This window comes from Pseudomonas sp. Soil_N_39, from assembly GCF_057655955.1.
The window spans coordinates 1-18,570 of record NZ_JBDGLI010000001.1 but is presented as its reverse complement, the minus strand read 5'-3'; the positions used below and the strand labels follow the sequence as shown (position 1 = coordinate 18,570).

At 61.0% G+C, this 18,570-nt stretch carries 14 protein-coding genes and 1 pseudogene; 10 read left to right on the top strand and 5 right to left on the bottom strand.

The annotated features are described in order from the left end of the window. Positions 1-55: 55 nt before the first annotated feature. The 6 genes from AC3A5O_RS00075 to AC3A5O_RS00050 all read left to right on the top strand — a co-directional run bounded on the left by AC3A5O_RS00075 (position 56) and on the right by AC3A5O_RS00050 (position 7,107). Positions 56-988 carry a carbohydrate ABC transporter permease gene (locus AC3A5O_RS00075; RefSeq protein WP_305467134.1) on the top strand — a complete coding sequence of 311 codons (933 nt, stop codon included), beginning with the start codon at positions 56-58 and terminating at the stop codon, positions 986-988. A 10-nt stretch (positions 989-998) separates the two neighbouring features. After that, positions 999-1,829: a carbohydrate ABC transporter permease gene (locus AC3A5O_RS00070; protein ID WP_039590930.1), complete on the top strand. Its 831-nt coding sequence runs from the start codon at positions 999-1,001 to the stop codon at positions 1,827-1,829. Positions 1,830-1,868: 39 nt separating this feature from the next. Continuing rightward, the gene (locus tag AC3A5O_RS00065; RefSeq protein ID WP_122567345.1) at positions 1,869-2,972 is read left to right on the top strand and encodes an ABC transporter ATP-binding protein; all 1,104 of its coding nucleotides are present in this window, start codon (positions 1,869-1,871) and stop codon (positions 2,970-2,972) included. Between the two features lie 15 nt (positions 2,973-2,987). Beyond that, positions 2,988-4,469 (top strand): mannitol dehydrogenase family protein, encoded by a 1,482-nt coding sequence (locus AC3A5O_RS00060; RefSeq protein ID WP_487752699.1) that lies wholly within the window; start codon positions 2,988-2,990, stop codon positions 4,467-4,469. Positions 4,470-4,668: 199 nt separating this feature from the next. Next, positions 4,669-6,156, top strand: a complete 1,488-nt coding sequence (gene xylB / locus AC3A5O_RS00055) for a xylulokinase (protein ID WP_487752698.1) — start codon at positions 4,669-4,671, stop codon at positions 6,154-6,156. A 12-nt stretch (positions 6,157-6,168) separates the two neighbouring features. Then, on the top strand, positions 6,169-7,107 hold the full coding sequence (locus AC3A5O_RS00050) for a carbohydrate kinase family protein (protein ID WP_487752697.1): 939 nt from the start codon (positions 6,169-6,171) through the stop codon (positions 7,105-7,107). Between the two features lie 83 nt (positions 7,108-7,190). Here AC3A5O_RS00050 and AC3A5O_RS00045 read toward each other — a convergent pair whose 3' ends face one another. The 4 genes and pseudogenes from AC3A5O_RS00045 to AC3A5O_RS00030 all read right to left on the bottom strand — a co-directional run bounded on the left by AC3A5O_RS00045 (position 7,191) and on the right by AC3A5O_RS00030 (position 10,744). After that, positions 7,191-7,472, bottom strand: coding sequence for a DUF1652 domain-containing protein (locus AC3A5O_RS00045; protein WP_122567341.1), 282 nt, complete (start codon positions 7,470-7,472; stop codon positions 7,191-7,193). A 393-nt stretch (positions 7,473-7,865) separates the two neighbouring features. Then, positions 7,866-8,864: pseudogene (ilvA, locus tag AC3A5O_RS00040) on the bottom strand (threonine ammonia-lyase, biosynthetic); the annotation flags it as partial. A 342-nt stretch (positions 8,865-9,206) separates the two neighbouring features. Beyond that, complete coding sequence (locus AC3A5O_RS00035; protein WP_487752696.1) at positions 9,207-10,355, bottom strand: PQQ-dependent sugar dehydrogenase; 1,149 nt, start codon at positions 10,353-10,355, stop codon at positions 9,207-9,209. A gap of 47 nt (positions 10,356-10,402) precedes the next feature. Further along, on the bottom strand, positions 10,403-10,744 hold the full coding sequence (locus tag AC3A5O_RS00030) for a hypothetical protein (RefSeq protein WP_122567338.1): 342 nt from the start codon (positions 10,742-10,744) through the stop codon (positions 10,403-10,405). Positions 10,745-11,021: 277 nt separating this feature from the next. Here AC3A5O_RS00030 and ku point away from each other — a divergent pair, with 277 nt between their 5' ends. Beyond that, complete coding sequence (gene ku, locus AC3A5O_RS00025) at positions 11,022-11,912, top strand: non-homologous end joining protein Ku (RefSeq protein WP_305467143.1); 891 nt, start codon at positions 11,022-11,024, stop codon at positions 11,910-11,912. Positions 11,913-11,945: 33 nt separating this feature from the next. Next, the gene (gene ligD / locus AC3A5O_RS00020) at positions 11,946-13,940 is read left to right on the top strand and encodes a DNA ligase D (protein WP_487752695.1); all 1,995 of its coding nucleotides are present in this window, start codon (positions 11,946-11,948) and stop codon (positions 13,938-13,940) included. Positions 13,941-13,949: 9 nt separating this feature from the next. Here ligD and lpxO read toward each other — a convergent pair whose 3' ends face one another. Then, on the bottom strand, positions 13,950-14,849 hold the full coding sequence (lpxO, locus tag AC3A5O_RS00015) for a lipid A hydroxylase LpxO (RefSeq protein WP_122567335.1): 900 nt from the start codon (positions 14,847-14,849) through the stop codon (positions 13,950-13,952). Positions 14,850-15,254: 405 nt separating this feature from the next. Between lpxO and AC3A5O_RS00010 the strand changes: the two genes are divergently transcribed. Next, positions 15,255-16,844 carry an ABC-F family ATPase gene (locus AC3A5O_RS00010; RefSeq protein ID WP_003181279.1) on the top strand — a complete coding sequence of 530 codons (1,590 nt, stop codon included), beginning with the start codon at positions 15,255-15,257 and terminating at the stop codon, positions 16,842-16,844. Between the two features lie 361 nt (positions 16,845-17,205). Continuing rightward, complete coding sequence (locus AC3A5O_RS00005; protein WP_487752694.1) at positions 17,206-18,399, top strand: MFS transporter; 1,194 nt, start codon at positions 17,206-17,208, stop codon at positions 18,397-18,399. The last annotated feature ends 171 nt before the right edge of the window (positions 18,400-18,570 follow it).

Sequence of the window (18,570 nt, the reverse complement as noted above, 5' to 3'; positions counted from 1 at the left end):
GCAAGCTCGCTCCCACAGTGGATCTTCATAGGCCCGCAAAAATCGGTTCAATGCCATGAATAGCTCAACGACAACCGCCAAAGCACCCATCGAGATCGCCCCACCGGCGCGCAAGCTTCGCCTGGCCAACCCGGGCTGGTTCCTGGTCAGCCCTTCGGTCGCCTTATTGCTGCTGTGGATGATCGTGCCGCTGGGCATGACCGTCTATTTCTCGCTGATCCGCTACAACCTGCTCTATCCCGGCGAAAACGAATTCGTGGGACTGGAAAATTTCACTTATTTCCTCACCGACTCGGGTTTCATGCCCGGCGCCACCAATACCCTGTTGCTGGTGGGCAGCGTGTTGCTGATCAGTATCGTCCTCGGGGTGTTGATCAGCGCGCTGTTGGAGGCCAGTGAGTTTTTCGGTCGCGGCATCGTTCGTGTGCTGCTGATCTCACCGTTCTTCATCATGCCCACCGTCGGTGCGCTGATCTGGAAAAACCTGATCTTCCACCCGGTCTCGGGCATCCTCGCCTCGGTGTGGAAGCTGTTCGGCGCCCAGCCGGTGGACTGGCTGGCCCATTACCCGCTGCTGTCGATCATCATCATCGTGAGCTGGCAATGGCTGCCCTTCGCGATCCTGATTCTGATGACCGCCATGCAGTCGCTGGACCAGGAACAGAAAGAAGCCGCCCGCCTGGACGGTGCCGGCCCCATCGCGATCTTCTGGCACCTGACCCTACCGCACCTGGCCCGCCCGATTGCCGTGGTGCTGATGATCGAAACCATCTTCCTGCTGTCGGTGTTCGCCGAGATCTTCACCACCACCAACGGTGGCCCCGGCTATGCCTCCACCAACCTCGCGTACCTGATCTACAACCAGGCGCTGGTGCAGTTCGACGTCGGCATGGCTTCGGCCGGTGGCTTGATTGCCGTGGTCATTGCCAACATCGCCGCCATCATCCTCGTCCGGATGATCGGCAAAAACCTCACCGACAAGCAATGAGGCCGTCGCCATGACTCTTCAACAATCCCGTCGCCTGCAAAGCCTGCTGTTGGGCACGCTGGCCTGGGCCATCGCGATCCTGATCTTCTTTCCGATCTTCTGGATGGTGCTGACCAGCTTCAAGACCGAAATCGATGCGTTCGCCACACCGCCGCAGTTCATCTTCGCGCCGACCCTGGAGAACTACCTGCACATCAACGAGCGCAGCAATTACTTCAGCTTTGCCTGGAACTCGGTGGTGATTTCCTTCAGCGCCACCGCCCTTTGCCTGCTGATCGCGGTGCCGGCGGCCTACTCCATGGCGTTCTATGAAACCCAGCGCACCAAAGGCACATTGCTGTGGATGCTCTCCACCAAAATGCTGCCACCGGTGGGCGTACTGATGCCGATCTACCTGCTGGCCAAGCAGTTTGGCCTGCTGGACACGCGTATCGCGTTGATCATCATCTACACACTGATCAACCTGCCCATCGTGGTCTGGATGATTTACACCTACTTCAAGGACATTCCTCGCGACATCCTCGAGGCCGCACGCCTGGATGGCGCCACGCTCTGGCAGGAAATGGTCCGCGTGCTGCTGCCCATCGCCAAGGGCGGCCTGGCGTCCACCGTGCTGCTGTCGCTGATCCTGTGCTGGAACGAGGCGTTCTGGTCGCTGAACCTCACCTCCTCCAAGGCCGCGCCCCTGACGGCGTTGATCGCTTCCTACTCCAGCCCGGAGGGTTTGTTCTGGGCCAAATTATCGGCCGTCTCGACCCTGGCCTGCGCGCCGATCCTGATCTTTGGCTGGATCAGCCAGAAACAGCTGGTGCGCGGTTTGTCCTTCGGCGCGGTGAAATAACCCGCCCTACACCATTATCAGAAGTGGAGGCCCATCATCATGGCCAACCTGAAAATCAAGAATTTGCAAAAGGGTTTCGAAGGCTTCTCCATCATCAAGGGTATCGACCTTGAGGTGAACGACCGCGAGTTCGTGGTCTTCGTCGGCCCATCGGGCTGCGGCAAGTCCACGCTGCTGCGGCTGATCGCCGGCTTGGAAGAGGTCAGCGACGGCACCATCGAACTCGATGGCCGGGACATTACCGAAGTCAGCCCGGCCAAGCGCGACCTGGCGATGGTGTTCCAGACCTATGCCTTGTATCCGCACATGAGCGTGCGCAAGAACATGTCTTTCGCCCTGGACCTGGCCGGTGTGCCCAAGGCTGAAGTCGAGAAGAAGGTCAACGAAGCGGCGCGCATCCTCGAATTGGGGCCGATGCTCGAGCGCAAGCCCAAGCAACTGTCCGGCGGCCAGCGCCAGCGCGTGGCAATCGGCCGGGCCATTGTGCGCAACCCGAAAATCTTCCTGTTCGACGAACCCTTGTCCAACCTCGACGCCGCCCTGCGGGTGCAGATGCGCCTGGAACTGGCACGCCTGCACAAGGAGCTGCAGGCGACGATGATCTACGTGACCCACGACCAGGTCGAAGCCATGACCCTGGCCGACAAGGTGGTGGTGCTCAATAGCGGGCGCATCGAACAGGTTGGCTCGCCGCTGGAGCTGTATCACCAGCCGGCCAACCTGTTTGTCGCCGGGTTCCTCGGCACGCCGAAAATGGGCTTTCTCAAAGGCAAGGTCACCGCCTTGGACAGCCAGGGTTGTGAAGTCCTGCTGGACGCCGGCACGCGTATCAGCCTGCCATTGAGCGGTGCCAACCTGAGCGTCGGCGGCGCGGTGACCCTGGGGATTCGTCCGGAACACCTGAACCTGGCGCAACCGGGCGATTGCACCCTGCAAGTCACCGCCGACGTCAGTGAGCGACTGGGTAGCGACACCTTCTGTCACGTCGTCACGACGTCCGGCGAAGCCTTGACCATGCGGGTCCGCGGCGACCTGGCGAGCCGTTTCGGTGAGCAACTGAGCCTGCACCTGGACGCTGAACACTGCCATTTATTCGATGCCGAAGGCGTAGCGGTCTCCCGCGCGCTGCGTGCTGCCGCCTGATTGTAGAGACTTGTGATGAAACTCAACCGACAGAACCTGCACAACCTCAACGCCGAGGTCGCCCTGCCCGCTTATAACCTGGGCGACCGTCGCCAGGGCATCGCCCACATCGGCGTGGGTGGTTTCCACCGTGCGCACCAGGCGTATTACACCGATGCGTTGATGAACACCGGCGAAGGACTCGACTGGGCCATTTGTGGCGTAGGACTTCGACCCGAAGACCGTCGCGCCCGGGATGACCTGGCCGGCCAGGATTATTTGTTCACGCTTTATGAGTTGGGCGACACCGACGACACCGAAGTCCGCGTCGTCGGCGCCATCGCCGACATGCTATTGGCCGAGGATGGCGCCCAGACGCTGATCGACAAACTGGCCGACCCGCAAATCCGCATCGTTTCGCTGACCATCACCGAAGGTGGCTATTGCATCGACGACAGCAATGGCGAGTTCATGGCCCACCTGCCGCAGATCCAGCACGACCTGGCCCATCCCGAGGCGCCGAAAACGGTTTTCGGCTTCCTCTGTGCCGCCCTGGCCAAGCGCCGCGCGGCTGGCACCCCGGCGTTCACGCTGATGTCCTGCGATAACCTGCCCCACAATGGCGCAGTCACTCGCAAGGCGCTGCTGGCGTTTGCCGCGCTGCGCGACCCGGAACTGGGTCAATGGATCAACGCAAACGTGAGTTTCCCCAATGCCATGGTCGATCGCATTACCCCGATGACCAGCAGCGCCCATCGCTTGCAATTGCATGACGAACACGGCATCGACGACGCTTGGCCGGTGGTCTGCGAACCGTTCGTGCAATGGGTGCTGGAAGACAAGTTCGTCAACGGTCGCCCGGCCTGGGAAAAGGTTGGCGTGCAGTTCACCGATGACGTTTCACCTTATGAAGAGATGAAAATCAAGCTGCTCAACGGCAGTCACCTGGCATTGACCTACCTGGGCTTTCTCAAAGGTTATCGCTTCGTCCACGAAACCATGAACGACCCGCTGTTCGTGCGTTACATGCGCGCCTACATGGACCTGGACGTGACGCCGCAGCTGGCACCGGTGCCGGGCATCGACCTGACCGACTACAAGAACACCCTGGTGGAACGCTTTTCCAACCAAGCGATTGCCGACCAGTTGGAGCGGGTCTGTTCGGACGGCTCGTCGAAGTTTCCAAAATTCACCGTTCCGACCATCAATCGTTTGATTGCCGACCGCGGCGAAACCCGCCGTGCGGCGCTGGTCGTGGCGGCCTGGGCGGTGTACCTGAAGGGTGTGGACGAGAACGGCGTGACGTATTCGATCCCGGACCCACGGGCGGCGTTCTGCCAGGCCTTGGTGGCTGACGATGCGCTGGTGACCCAGCGGCTGCTGGAGGTGGAAGAAATCTTTGGCACCGCGATCCCCCGTTCGCCAGAATTCGTGGCAGCCTTCGAATGGTGCTGCAACAGCTTGCGCGAGCACGGGGTTACGCGAACACTTGAGCGGGTACTGACCGAGGCGAACTAAGGCCCGACCGCGAACCACTGTTGTGGCGAGGGGATTTATCCCCGCTGGGGCGCGAAGCGGCCCCCAACGTACTGCCTGATACATCGCAGTAGCAGATGCATTTGGGGCTGCTTCGCAGCCCAGCGGGGATAAATCCCCTCGCCACAGATAAGGCGCTCGCCACAGGCCCTGTGTTTTGTTCTTAGATCCGAGGATTTTTATGGCAAACCAACAACTGTTCCTGGGCATCGACTGCGGCACCCAAGGCACCAAGGCGCTGATCCTGGATGCGCTCAGCGGCCAGGTACTCGGCCAGGGCGCAGCTGCCCACAGCATGATCAGCGGGGCCAACGGTCGCCGTGAGCAAGACACCCAGCAATGGCTCGATGCATTCACCCAGGCGACCCATCAGGCCTTGGCTGCCGCCGGGGTCGATGGCCAGGCGATCCTCGGCATCGGCGTGTCCGGCCAGCAACACGGCTTGGTGTTGCTTGACGAGCAAGGCCAGGTCTTGCGCCCCGCGAAGCTGTGGTGCGACACCGAGACGACGCCGGAAAACGATCGGCTCCTGGCGCACCTGGGCGGTGAAGACGGCAGCCTCGAACGCCTCGGCGTGGTGATCGCGCCGGGCTACACGGTTTCCAAACTGCTCTGGACTCGGGAGCAGCATCCCCAGGTTTTCGAACGCATCGCCAGCGTCCTGCTGCCCCACGACTTCCTCAACTACTGGCTCACCGGCCGCCATTGCAGCGAATACGGCGACGCCTCGGGGACCGGCTACTTCAACGTGCGCACCCGTCAATGGGACGTGCAGTTGTTGCAACACATCGATCCCGGCGAACGCCTGCTAATGGCGCTTCCGGAGCTGATCGAGGCGCATCAGCCGGTCGGGCGCATCCTGCCGGCCATTGCCGCGCACCTGGGCATCAACCCCAACGCGGTGGTAGCCAGTGGCGGCGGCGACAACATGATGGGCGCCATCGGCACCGGCAATATCCAGCCCGGCGTGATCACCATGAGCCTCGGCTCCTCCGGTACGGTCTATGCCTATGCCGCCGAACCTGCGGTCAGCCCGCAACCGTCAGTGGCGACGTTCTGCTCTTCCAGCGGTGGCTGGCTGCCGCTGATCTGCACCATGAACCTGACAAACGCCACCGGGGCGATTCGCGAGTTGCTGGACCTGGATATCGACGCTTTCAACGCCCAGGTGGTCCAGGCCCCGATTGGCGCCGAGGGTGTGTGCATGCTGCCGTTCCTCAACGGCGAGCGGGTGCCTGCCCTGCCCCATGCCACCGCTAGCCTGCTGGGCCTGACCACCACCAACTTGACCCGGGCCAATCTGTGCCGCGCCGTGGTCGAAGGCACGACCTTCGGTTTGCGCTATGGCTTGGACCTGCTGCGGGCCAACGGACTCAAGGCCCAGAGCATTCGCCTGATCGGCGGCGGCTCGAAGAGCCCGGTGTGGCGGCAGATCGTCGCCGACATCATGGACACCACGGTCATCTGCACCGAACAAAGCGAAGCGGCGGCGTTAGGTGCGGCGATCCAGGCGGCGTGGTGCCATTCAGGCGCGCAAGACAGTCTGGCCGAACTGTGCGAGCGCTGCGTCAAGCTCGACCCGGCCAGCGAAACCCGGCCAGTGGCCACACACGTCGCGGCGTCCCAGCAGGCGTATGAACGTTACCGACAACACGTCGCAACCCTTTGAGAGCGGGCAACTATGTATTTGGTGTGTGGTGAAGCGCTGTTTGATTTTTTCAGTGAAACCGAGGCAAATGGCCCTGCCTCGCAGGTGAACTACAAGGCGATTGCCGGCGGCTCGCCGTTCAACGTGGCGGTGGGGTTGCGCCGCCTGGGTGTTGAATCGGCGCTGTTTACCGGGCTGTCCACCGACTACCTGGGCCGTCGCCTGCAGCAGGTATTGCTCAACGAAGGTGTCAGCAGCCAATACCTGCTGGACTTCGACGCGCCGACCACCCTGGCGATGGTCGCCGTCGGCGCCAATGGTTCACCCCACTACAGCTTTCGCGGAGAAGATTGTGCCGACCGGCAACTGAGCCTGGCCCATCTACCGGACCTCGGTCCTGAAGTGCATGGCTTGCATGTCGGCTCGTTCTCGCTGGTGGTCCAGCCCATTGCCGACACACTTCTGGCCCTGGTGCAACGGGAGAGCGGCCGGCGCCTGATTAGCCTCGACCCGAACGTACGACTCAACCCGCAGCCGGATATCGAGTTGTGGCGCTCGCGGATCGCGACACTGGTGCAATATGCCGACCTGATCAAGGTCAGTGATGAAGACCTGAGCCTGCTCTACCCGCAGGTCGAACCCCAGGCGGTCATCGACGGTTGGCTAAAGCACCGTTGCCAGTTGGTTTTCCTGACCCGCGGCGGCCAGGGCGCCACGGTCTTCAGTCGCCAGCACGGCACATGGTCCCTGCCAGCGTGCCCAGTGAAGATCGCCGACACCGTGGGGGCAGGCGACACCTTCCAGGCCGCGCTGATTGCCTGGCTGACTGAACAACAATTGGATTCGATCGAGGGCCTGCAGACGCTGACCCGTGAGCAGATCAGCGCCATGCTGGAATTCGCCATTCGCGCTGCGGCCCTGACGTGCGGCAAAACCGGCCCGGACCTGCCCTACCGGCAGCAACTGGCCTGAGCGCGCGCCACAGTTGAAAAACTGGACGCCGGGTTCGGACATCGCCGGACCCGAGCGTCGGATTAATCAGGACAAAGCCGTAATCAGCGCCCGGTCATTCGATGATGTTGCTGATGAAAGTGATTGCCAGCGGCGGGGTTATGGTCAAGCTCCGTACGCAGCTCGGCGATCAGGTCGTTGATGGCCCGGCAACCGGTAAGCTTGCTGGCATCGATGCCGGTTTTAATCAGGGCCGCATGATCGGTCCTGTGGTCATCGAAGATCTTGATCGTCATCACCAACTCAGGTGACAAGGTGCATTGCGAGCGCTTGGGCAGCAAACTGCTTTCAATGATGTTTCGCATTTCGAGGGCAGATAGAAACATGGCGACTCTCTCCTGTTGAGGCGGCCAATTTATGTTCACGACGGCGGTATTTTCGTCCGTTTTCTTCCCTGCGGACTGGGACTACGAATACCGTGCCGTTCGTTCTTTCTTTGGCGCTTTCAGTTAACGAGTTCGTCAAGCGAACTCCTGAATCATCCCGCAAAAATTATGCCTGTATTGACGACCTTCCGGATTGATATGAATCAAGCGCTTAGCTCCGTCCTGCGCCACAGGGTTCGTGCAAAATGCAAGGAAACGATGCTTTTTCCATGCAAAGTGCAATCGCTTTGATCCTGTTCGCAACCTAGAGTAGCCCCTAATGCGAAGGAGCAAGCGGGCATCCGTCGCCTGGTTCAAAAAAAGTGTGACGTCGCGTAAAAAAGCTCAAAGACCGCCCACCGCCGCCCGCTCCGCCACGTGACGCAAACTGTCGAAATTGATGTTGGCACCCGAATCGATCGCTACCAGCGTCTCGCCTCGCGCGCCCGTGCGCGCCACATATTGCTTGATGCCCGCCACCGCCAATGCCCCTGACGGTTCGGTGATGGAACGGGTGTCGTCATAGATGTCCTTGATCGCGGCGCACAGTTGGTCGTTGGTCACGGTCATTACCTCGTCGACACAGAAACGGCAGATATCCAGGCCATGGGCACCGATCTGCGCCACGGCCACGCCGTCAGCGAAGGTTCCCACCTCGGGCAAGGTGACCCGCTCCCCTGCGGCCAGCGCGGCCTGGAGACAGGCCGAGTGCTGTGACTCGACGCCGATGATGCGTATCTCCGGGCGCAGGTACTTGACGTAGGCGGCGATCCCGGCGATCAACCCACCGCCGCCGACCGGGACAAAAATCGCGTCCAGCCGGCCAGGATGCTGGCGCAGGATTTCCATGGCGACGGTGCCCTGGCCGGCAATCACGTCCGGGTCATCGAACGGCGAGACGAACTCCCGCCCGGTCTGCTCCGCCAGTTCCAGCGCATGGGCCAGGGCAAACGGAAAACTTTCCCCATGCAGCAACGCCTCGGCGCCGCGGTTGCGCACGCCCAGCACTTTCAGTTGCGGGGTGCTCACGGGCATGACGATGCTGGCCGAAATACCCAGCTCCCGTGCCGCCAGCGCGACGCCCTGGGCGTGATTGCCGGCTGACGCGGTGATGACGCCACGGGCCCGCTGCTCCGGGGTCAGGTGCACGAGCTTGTTGTAGGCACCGCGGACCTTGAAGGAAAAGGTCGGTTGCAAGTCTTCGCGCTTGAGCAGGATCCGGTTGCCCAGGGCTTCGGACAGTGCGGGCGCCGCTTGCAGTGGCGTGCGCACGGCCAATTCGTAGACCGGCGCGGCGAGGATTCTCTTTACATAGTGCTCAAGTAGGGTTTGCTCGGCGTGGGCAGCGGTCATGGCGATCTCCTGGTTCGGTCGGAGCCCAGGAGACAGAAAGAAAAAACCCGCCTCGAGGGCGGGTTCGGTGCAGCCGTCAGCTAGCCCGCCAAATAAGGAATGGCGGTAATAATGCTTGGCTGGCTGCGCAGTACGATTGAATTCATGCCTGGAAATTAGCGGTGCGTTGGCGGCAAGTCAATGGGCAATATCAAGTGCCATTTGATATTCGCCGCAGTGACCTTAAGTGAGCAGCATGGCCTGTGGGAGCGAGCTTGCTCGCGATAGCGGAGTGTCAGTCAGCATCAATGTCAGCTGACCCATAGCAATCGCGAGCAAGCTCGCTCCCACATTTTTCTCCAATTACTTGAGTCCAACTTTGTATAAGGCCCCGTCATCTTCATCCGTCAGCACATAGAGATACCCATCCGGGCCCTGGCGAACATCGCGGATTCGCGCCTTGAGCTCGCCCAACAGGCGCTCTTCATGGACGACCTTGTCGTCGTGCAATTGCAGGCGAATCAGTTCCCCGGACACCAGGGCTCCGATGAACACGCTGTGCTGCCAGGCCTTGAAACGCTCATGGTCGTAGAACGCCATGCCGCTGAGCCCGGGTGAGACCTGCCAGACGTGGTAAGGGTCGAGGGCGCCTTCGACGGTTTTGCCCTGGGCTTCGGGAATCGGAGCGCCGGAATAATTGATGCCGTGGGTCGCCAGTGGCCAGCCGTAGTTCTTGCCGCGCTCGATGATGTTCAATTCATCGCCGCCTCGGGGTCCATGCTCGTTCTCCCACAGGGTGCCATTCCAAGGATTGAGGGCGGCGCCCTGGGGGTTACGCACGCCGTAGGACCAGATCTCGGGACGGACATCTTTCTGACCAACGAACGGGTTGTCGTCAGGCACCTTGCCGTCGGGGTAGATGCGCACGACCTTGCCTTGCAGCTTGTCCAGGTCCTGGGCGGTGGGCCGGTCGTTGTTTTCCCCCAGGGTAATGAACAAATAGCCGTCGCGGTCGAAGACCAGTCGCGAACCAAAGTGGTTGCCCGTGGACAGCTTGGGTTGCTGGCGGAAGACCACGTCGAAATTCTTCAGGCTCTTGAGGTCTTCGGACAGTTGCCCGCGTCCCACGGCGGTGCCGGCCTTGCCGTCTGCGCCCGCCTCGGCATAAGACAGGTAGACGGTGCGATCCTGCTTGAAGTCCGGCGACAACACCACGTCCAGCAGACCGCCCTGCCCCTTGGCCCACACGTCGGGCACGCCGCTCAGGGGCGCGGACAATTGGCCGTCGGGGCTGACCATGCGCAGGTTGCCCCCTCGCTCCGTCACCAACAGGCCCTGTTGGCCAGGCAGGAATGCAACGGACCAAGGGTGCTCCAGCCCCTTGACCACGGTGGTCACTTCCAGGGTGCCCTCTTCGCTTTTGAAAGACTGAGTTGGCGCGGCGATGGTCGGCGTGGCAAGGGTCAGGACAGCGCTGGCGCAGAACGCGGCCAGGAGTGTTTTACGCAACATGCACATTTCCTTCTGCGGTGTTGAAAGAGAACGACGGGCTCCAGCGCCTAGCGGTTGCCATTCTGGCTGTTCCTGGGTGGCGTGGGAGACTCGATGGTCGGTCGCGGCGAACTCGACGGCTGGCCGGACCGGGGATAGCCATTGCCGATGCCGCCGTTTTCCAGGGTCGGCGGTCGTGGTACCGGCACTGTCGGGTTGTTATGAATCGTCGGCACGTTGGGTCGGGTGCCCTGCATGCTGTTGGGATTGGCCCGGCGCGTCGGGCTGTTATAGGGATTGTTGTTGCCCGGCAGGTTCTGGGCCAGAACCATTGGGCCTGCGCTGGGCGTGGCGGCCTGAGCAGCGGCAGTCAGCAATAGCGTCATGATGGCGAGCATCAGCCTGTTCATTGGGGCACCTCTTGGGTTCAGGCATATCGAAAGCACGCTACGCCGCAGGTTCGCCCTTGTTAAGCGAAATATCCCGGTGAAGATGTAACCAAGAGTCTCCGAACCATTGTGGGAGCGAGCTCGCGATGGCGATGGATCAGCCTGCCCCCATAGCGTCTGTACCGCCGCTATCGCGAGCAAGCTCGCTCCCACAGTGAAGCAGGCAGTGAATGATGGAAACTTTTCCCGAAGCGCGAAGGTCACCAGAGAGACATCCACAGGCAAGGAAAACACCACCATGGCTCGGGCAATCTGGAAAGGCGCAATCAGTTTCGGGCTGGTCCACATTCCTGTCGCGCTGGTGTCGGCCACCTCTTCCCAGGGTGTGGATTTTGACTGGCTGGACAAACGCAGCATGGACCCGGTGGGCTACAAGCGGGTCAACAAGGTCACGGGCAAGGAAGTGACCAAGGAAGACATCGTCAAGGGCGTCCAGTACCAGAAAGGCCAGTACGTGCTACTCAGCGAAGAGGAAATCCGCTCCGCCCACCCCAAGTCCACCCAGACCATTGATATCTTTTCCTTTGTCGACAGCGAGAAGATCCCCCTGCAAAACATCGACACGCCTTACTTTCTCGCTCCCGACAAGCGTGGCGGCAAAGTCTACGCCTTGCTGCGTGAAACCCTGGTCAAGACCAACAAAGTAGCCCTGGCCCACGTCGTGCTGCATACCCGCCAGCACCTGGCCGCCCTCATGCCCCTGGAATCGGCCCTGGTGCTGGTGATGCTGCGCTGGCCTGCGGAAGTACGCGAGCTGGATATCCTGGAACTGGGTGACGAGGTCACGAACCCGACCCTGGCCAAGGGCGAGCTGGAAATGGCCAAGCGCCTGGTGCAGGACATGAGCGCCGACTGGGAGCCGCAAGAGTACCGGGACAGTTTTGAAGACAAGATCATGGAGCTGGTGGAGAAAAAGGCCAACGAAGGCCGCCTCGAAGCCGTGGAGACCGATCCAGGCGAAGAACAACGCAAGACCGCCGATGTCATCGACCTGACCGAGCTGCTCAAGCGCAGCCTGGGCGGCAAGGGCAAGGCCAACGACAAATCCGCCGGGAAGGCGCCTGCAAAACCTGCGAAACCCCGCAAATCCGCTCCTGCCAAAAAAGCCACCAAGGCCTCCCAGGGCTAAAACCCTGGCGCGTGCTATACAAGGGAATCTGTCATGGCCAACGCCGAGAGTGAATCTGCTCGTTTATCCAATGCCGAATCGGGCGCAACGACGCCCCGCAATCCTGGCCGAGGGGGAACGGCAGCCCCTGGCGACCGCCTGCCCGAACGCCTGGCGCCGCAGTTGGCGACGCCCGTGGAGGAGCCACCCACCGGTGAATGGCGCTATGAAGTCCAATTCCACGGTTATCGACTGCTAAGCCGCATCGAACACGGCGAAGTCCGGTTATACAACCGTAACCACCAAGACTGGACGGATCGACTGAAGCTGCATGCCGACGCCGTGGCCGGATTGGGTCTGGGGGACAGTTGGCTGGACGGCGAGTTGGTCCTGCTCGATGAAACCGGTCACTCCGATTTCGCGGCCCTGCGCCAGGCGTTCGAAATCAGCCGCACGGTCGACATGGTGTATTTCCTGTTCGATGCGCCCTTTCTCAATGGCGTAGACCTGCGCCAGGCACCGGTGGAGGAACGCCGCGCCGCGCTGAAAAAAGCCCTCAGCAACAACGCCAGCAAGCGCCTGCGTTTTTCCGAATCGTTTTCCGCCAGCCAGCACGATATGTTCGAAAGCGCCATCGCGCTGTCACTGGACAGCGTGGTCGGCAAACGCCAGGGCAGCCCTTATATGTCCCAGCGAAGCGCCGATTGGGTAAAGCTCAAGTGCCGGTTGCGCCAAGCCTTTGTTATCGTCGGGTTCACCCGCCCCCAAGGCAAGCGCAGCGGTTTCGGCGCGCTGCTGCTGGCTGTCAACGAGCCAAAGGGGCTGGTGTATGCCGGCCGGGTCGGCACAGGGTTCAGCCAGGTACAAATCAAACAACTGCATGAGCAACTGTGTGCACAGCAGCGCGAGACCTCGCCGCTGGCTGTGCCGCTCAAGGGGGCGCAGGGACGCGGCGTGCAATGGGTCGAGCCGACCCTGACCTGTGAAGTCGAGTTCACCGAGTGGACCCGCGATAGTCAGGTGCGGCAGGCTATTTTCCTGGGCTTGCCGACCCATAAGTCCGCCAGCAAGGTGGTTCGCGAGCAGCCCTTGCCGATAAAGCCCACCACGCTAAAACCCCAGCGTCGCAAAAAAGCCGGCACGGCCAAAGTCGACGGGGTGACGATCACCCACCCCGAGCGGGTCATCGACAGTGTCAGCGGCGTGCAAAAGGCCGAGCTGGCGCAATATTACCTGGACATCGCCCCTTGGATCCTGCCGCACCTCAAGTTGCGCCCGGTCGCACTGCTGCGGGCACCGGACGGTATCGGCGAAGAACTGTTCTTTCAAAAACACGCCGAGCGCCTGGAGATCCCCCACATCAAGCAGCTGGATCCGCAACTGGACCCAGGCCATGCAGCCCTGATGGAAATCGATGATATCCACGCGCTGGTCGGCGCGGCGCAGATGGGCACGGTGGAACTGCACACTTGGGCCGCGACCCACGACCGGATCGAGACACCAGACCTGTTTGTCCTGGACTTGGACCCGGACCCGTCGCTGCCCTGGAGCGCCATGATCGAGGCGACCCGCATGACTTTGGCGGTGCTCGACGAACTGGGCTTGCAGGCCTTCCTCAAGACCAGCGGTGGCAAAGGCATGCACGTGATCGTGCCCTTGGCGAGAAATGAAGGTTGGGACACCATCAAGGCGTTCGCCAAAGCCATCTCCCAGTTCCTGACCCGGCAAATGCCCGAGCGCATCACCGCCACCATGGGACCGAAGAACCGCGTCGGAAAAATATTCGTCGACTACCTGCGCAACGCCCGCGGGGCCAGCACGGTGGCCGCCTACTCGGTACGCGCCAGGCCAGGCCTGCCAGTCTCGGTGCCAATTGCCCGGGACGAGCTGCAGACCCTGCGCAACGCCCAGCAATGGGACATCTATACCGCGCTGGAACGGGCCAAGGGCTTGGACGCCGACCCTTGGGAAGGCTACAACCACCGCCAGCGGATTACGGCGAAGATGTGGGAGCAACTGGATGCGCAAAAACCCGAGGCACAAGGATGAGTGCAGTGTTCAGATCCAGACGAAGATCGCCAGCAAACCGCCGAAAAAAGCCCACTTCTGCAGGTAATACAGCGTGCGGTTGCGCTTCTTCAGGGCCTTGCCTTGCAAGCGGATCTTGTAGAGTTTGGAGAAGGCCCGGTTCAGACCGCCCGTCTTGTCGCCCGCGTCGTTGGGCGCACCGGCCGCCGCCATTACGGTGCGACTGAACCAGCGGTTGAATGCGGTGGCCCAGCGAAACTTCATCGGCCGTTCCACGTCGCAGAACAGAATGATGCGGTTGTGGGCGGTGGTGTTCTCGGCGTAATGGATGAACGTTTCGTCGAAAATTACCGCCTCGCCATCACGCCAATGATACGGCTCGCCATCGACATTGATGTAGCAGCCGGCATCATTGGGCGTTTCCAGGCCCAGGTGATACCGATAGGAGCCGGCATACGGGTCACGGTGGCGGACCAGCTTCGAGCCCGGCGGTAACTCGGCAAACATCGCCGCCTTGATCGACCCGATGCTCTGCACCAGTTCGGTGGTGCGTGGGCACAGTTTCATGGCCGACGGATGGCTGTCGCCGTACCACTTCAGGTAGAAACGCTTCCAGCCGGTCTTGAAGAACGAGTTGAAGCCCACGTCGTCGTACTGATTGGAACGCTTGATCTCCCCCGCGTGCAGCAGGCTCTGGCCTTCGGCCCGGATTTCTTCCCAATGGGCCTGCAACGGACTCAGGTCGGGGAACTGCGCCGGGCTCAGGAAGGGCCTGTTGGGCAGTTTCGAGCACAGGTAAAGCAGGCAATTGATCGGTGCGAGAAAGGATGAATGATCGCTCAACTGGCGTCCGATCTTATGCCGCACGCGCCCGCGCAGGTGAACGTAGCCAATGGAGAGGAGGTAGATCGCGACAATGATGAGCTTCACGAAAGTCCGTCACAATGCAGGAGTGAACAGGCTGCGTCTCCGGGCCAGCCAAGCGGCAAGGGAGATGGCATGGGGTGAGGTGGCATTTTAGCCACAGTTTGTAACCAAAAGTTATCCTGAAGTTGTGAAAAACTGTCTTGTCCGGGCAATACCCTATCGTTTATCCGGCCAGATCAGTACAATCGCCGCCAATTATCACGCGCCCCCTTTGGCCGATACCGCAAATCACGGTTTCGGCGCACGTCTACCCGGGCCAGGCGCTCCGTATGCTGCTGTCCTCTTATGCCGGATGGACCCTTGCGCTTGCGACCACTACGCCTTTGCGCGGTCGAAACGTGCGCAAACAGGTACTGAACAGGTACTGCCGCACCCTTAGCTACTCTGAATGTTCCGCAGGATAAACCTTTGATCTCTACAGCTAACATCACGATGCAGTTCGGCGCCAAGCCGCTGTTCGAAAACGTCTCGGTCAAGTTCGGCGCGGGTAACCGCTACGGTCTGATCGGCGCCAACGGTTGCGGCAAGTCGACCTTCATGAAAATCCTCGGCGGCGACCTCGAGCCCTCCGGCGGCCAGGTCATGCTCGAGCCGAACGTGCGCCTGGGTAAACTTCGCCAGGACCAGTTCGCCTACGAAGAATTCACCGTGATCGACACCGTGATCATGGGTCACGAAGAGCTGTGGAAGGTCAAGGCCGAGCGCGACCGCATCTATTCGCTGCCGGAAATGACCGAAGAAGACGGCATGGCCGTGGCCGAGCTGGAAACCGAATTTGCCGAGATGGACGGCTACACCGCCGAATCCCGCGCCGGTGAACTGCTGTTGGGCCTGGGGATTGGCATCGAACAGCATTTCGGCCCGATGAGCGAAGTGTCGCCAGGCTGGAAACTGCGTGTGCTGCTGGCCCAGGCGCTCTTCTCCGACCCGGAAGTGCTGCTGCTCGACGAGCCGACCAACCACCTGGATATCAACACCATCCGCTGGCTGGAAAACGTGCTGACCCAGCGGTCGAGCCTGATGATCATCATCTCCCACGACCGTCACTTCCTGAACAGTGTCTGCACCCACATGGCGGACCTGGACTACGGCGAGCTGCGCCTGTTCCCGGGCAACTACGACGAGTACATGACCGTGGCGACCCAGTCCCGCGAGCAACTGCTGTCGGACAACGCCAAGAAGAAAGCCCAGATTTCCGAACTGCAGTCGTTCGTCAGCCGGTTCTCGGCCAACGCCTCGAAAGCCAAGCAAGCCACCTCCCGCGCCAAGCAGATTGACAAGATCCAACTGGCCGAGGTCAAGCCATCGAGCCGCGTCAGCCCGTTCATCCGCTTCGAGCAGACCAAGAAACTGCACCGCCAGGCGGTCATTGTCGAACGCATGGCCAAGGGCTTTGACGGCAAGCCGCTGTTCAAGGACTTCAGCTTCACCGTCGAAGCCGGTGAGCGCGTTGCGATCATTGGCCCGAACGGTATCGGCAAAACCACCTTGCTGCGTACCCTGGTCAACGAACTGGAACCGGATGCCGGCACCGTGAAATGGACCGACGCCGCGGAACTGGGCTACTACGCCCAGGACCACGCCCATGACTTCGAAGACGACGTCAACCTGTTCGACTGGATGGGCCAGTGGACCCAGGGCGGCGAACAACTGGTTCGTGGCACCTTGGGCCGCATGCTGTTTTCCAACGACGAGATCCTCAAGTCGGTCAAGGTCATTTCCGGTGGTGAACAGGGTCGCATGCTGTTCGGCAAGCTGATTCTGCAGAAGCCGAACGTGCTCGTCATGGATGAACCGACCAACCACTTGGACATGGAATCCATCGAAGCGCTGAACCTGGCGCTGGAAAACTACCCGGGCACGCTGATCTTCGTCAGCCATGACCGGGAGTTTGTATCGTCCCTGGCCACCCGCATCATCGAACTGAGCGCCGACGGCGTGGTCGACTTCAGCGGCACCTATGACGACTACCTGCGTAGCCAGGGTGTGGTGTTCTAAATAGAGCCCTTAGCTGCACGCTGCAAGTGAAAAGCCCTGTCCATTGCGACAGGGCTTTTTGTGTATTCCAAGGGTAAAAACCTGGGAGCGAGCTTGCTCGCGATGAGGCCCTGACAATCGTACTGCCTGCCCCACCGCCATCGCGAGCAAGCTCGCTCCCACACTGGATTTGGGGTGTACGCAGCATTTGTGTACGCCACAAAATCCTGTGGGAGCGAGCCTGCTCGCGATGGCGTCAGCACACACAGCATCAATCCAGCCTGAACACCCAGTCTCCTCAAGACATTTAGTTAGCCTGCTTTCTTTTATCCTCACCTCGCGCCATGATGAGGCTCTCTTACCGCTGCCCGCGAACGAGCCCATGCCCACGCCCTCCTCTGCTTCCAGCTCCTTGTCGATCACCCTGCAGATCGTCTCCATCGTTTTCTACACCTTCATCGCGTTTCTCTGCATCGGCCTGCCGATTGCCGTGTTGCCCGGGTATGTCCACGAACAGCTGGGCTTCAGCGCGGTGGTGGCCGGGTTGACCATCGGTTCACAGTACCTGGCGACCCTGCTCAGCCGCCCCATGGCCGGGCGCTTCTCAGACAGCCTCGGCACCAAGCGCGCCATCGTCTATGGGTTGTCGGGGATTGTGCTCAGCGGGGTGCTGACGCTGGTCTCGACCTTGCTGCAAAGCTTTGCGCTAACCAGCCTGTTGATTCTGATCGCCGGCCGCCTGCTGCTCGGCGTGGCCCAGGGGCTGATTGGCGTGGGCACCATCAGTTGGTGCATGGGTCAGGTGGGGGTGGAGCACACGGCCCGCTCGATTTCCTGGAACGGCATCGCCTCGTACGGGGCTATCGCGATTGGCGCACCGCTGGGGGTGGTGATGGTCAGTGAATTGGGTTTTGCCAGCCTGGGCATCGCCCTGTCATTGCTGGCGGGTGCTGCACTGTTGATGATTCGCAACAAGCCGTCGGTGCCGGTCATTCGCGGCGAGCGCTTGCCTTTCTGGGCGGTGTTTGCGCGCATTGCGCCGTACGGCGCGGGCCTGAGCCTGGCGTCGATCGGCTACGGCACGCTCACCACGTTCATCACACTGTTTTACATCAGCCGCGGCTGGACCGGCGCGGCGTGGTGCCTGACAGTCTTCGGCATCTGCTTCATCCTCGCGCGATTGGTGTTCATTTCCAGCATCGCCCGCTTCGGTGGCTTCAACTCGGCCATTGCCTGCATGAGCATCGAAACCCTCGGGCTGGTATTGCTGTGGCTGGCGCCGTCCACCCCGTTCGCCCTGGTCGGTGCCGGGCTGGCCGGCTTCGGGCTGTCGTTGGTGTACCCGGCGCTGGGGGTGGAGGCCATCAAGCAAGTGCCGAACACCAGCCGTGGTGCGGGTTTGAGCGCCTACGCGGTGTTCTTTGACCTGGCGCTGGCGATTGCCGGCCCGCTGATGGGCGCGGTGGCATTGAACTTGGGTTATTCGTCGATCTTCTTCTGTGCCGCGTTGCTGTCGGTCAGCGGACTGGGGCTGACTTTGCTGCTGCGTCGCCGGGCCACAAATGCACCTTATTGATCGTAATGCTGTTCACTGCCGTTTTTGTTTTGAGAAGGTCCGGTATTTACTTGTTCTTGTGTGTATATCCGTTATTTAGGTAACGGCGGCCTATGGTTCCGCTCTTATGTATGGACTCGCCTCCACTGTCACCCGCTTTTCAACACTGCGACCCGGCTGCATCTATGTATA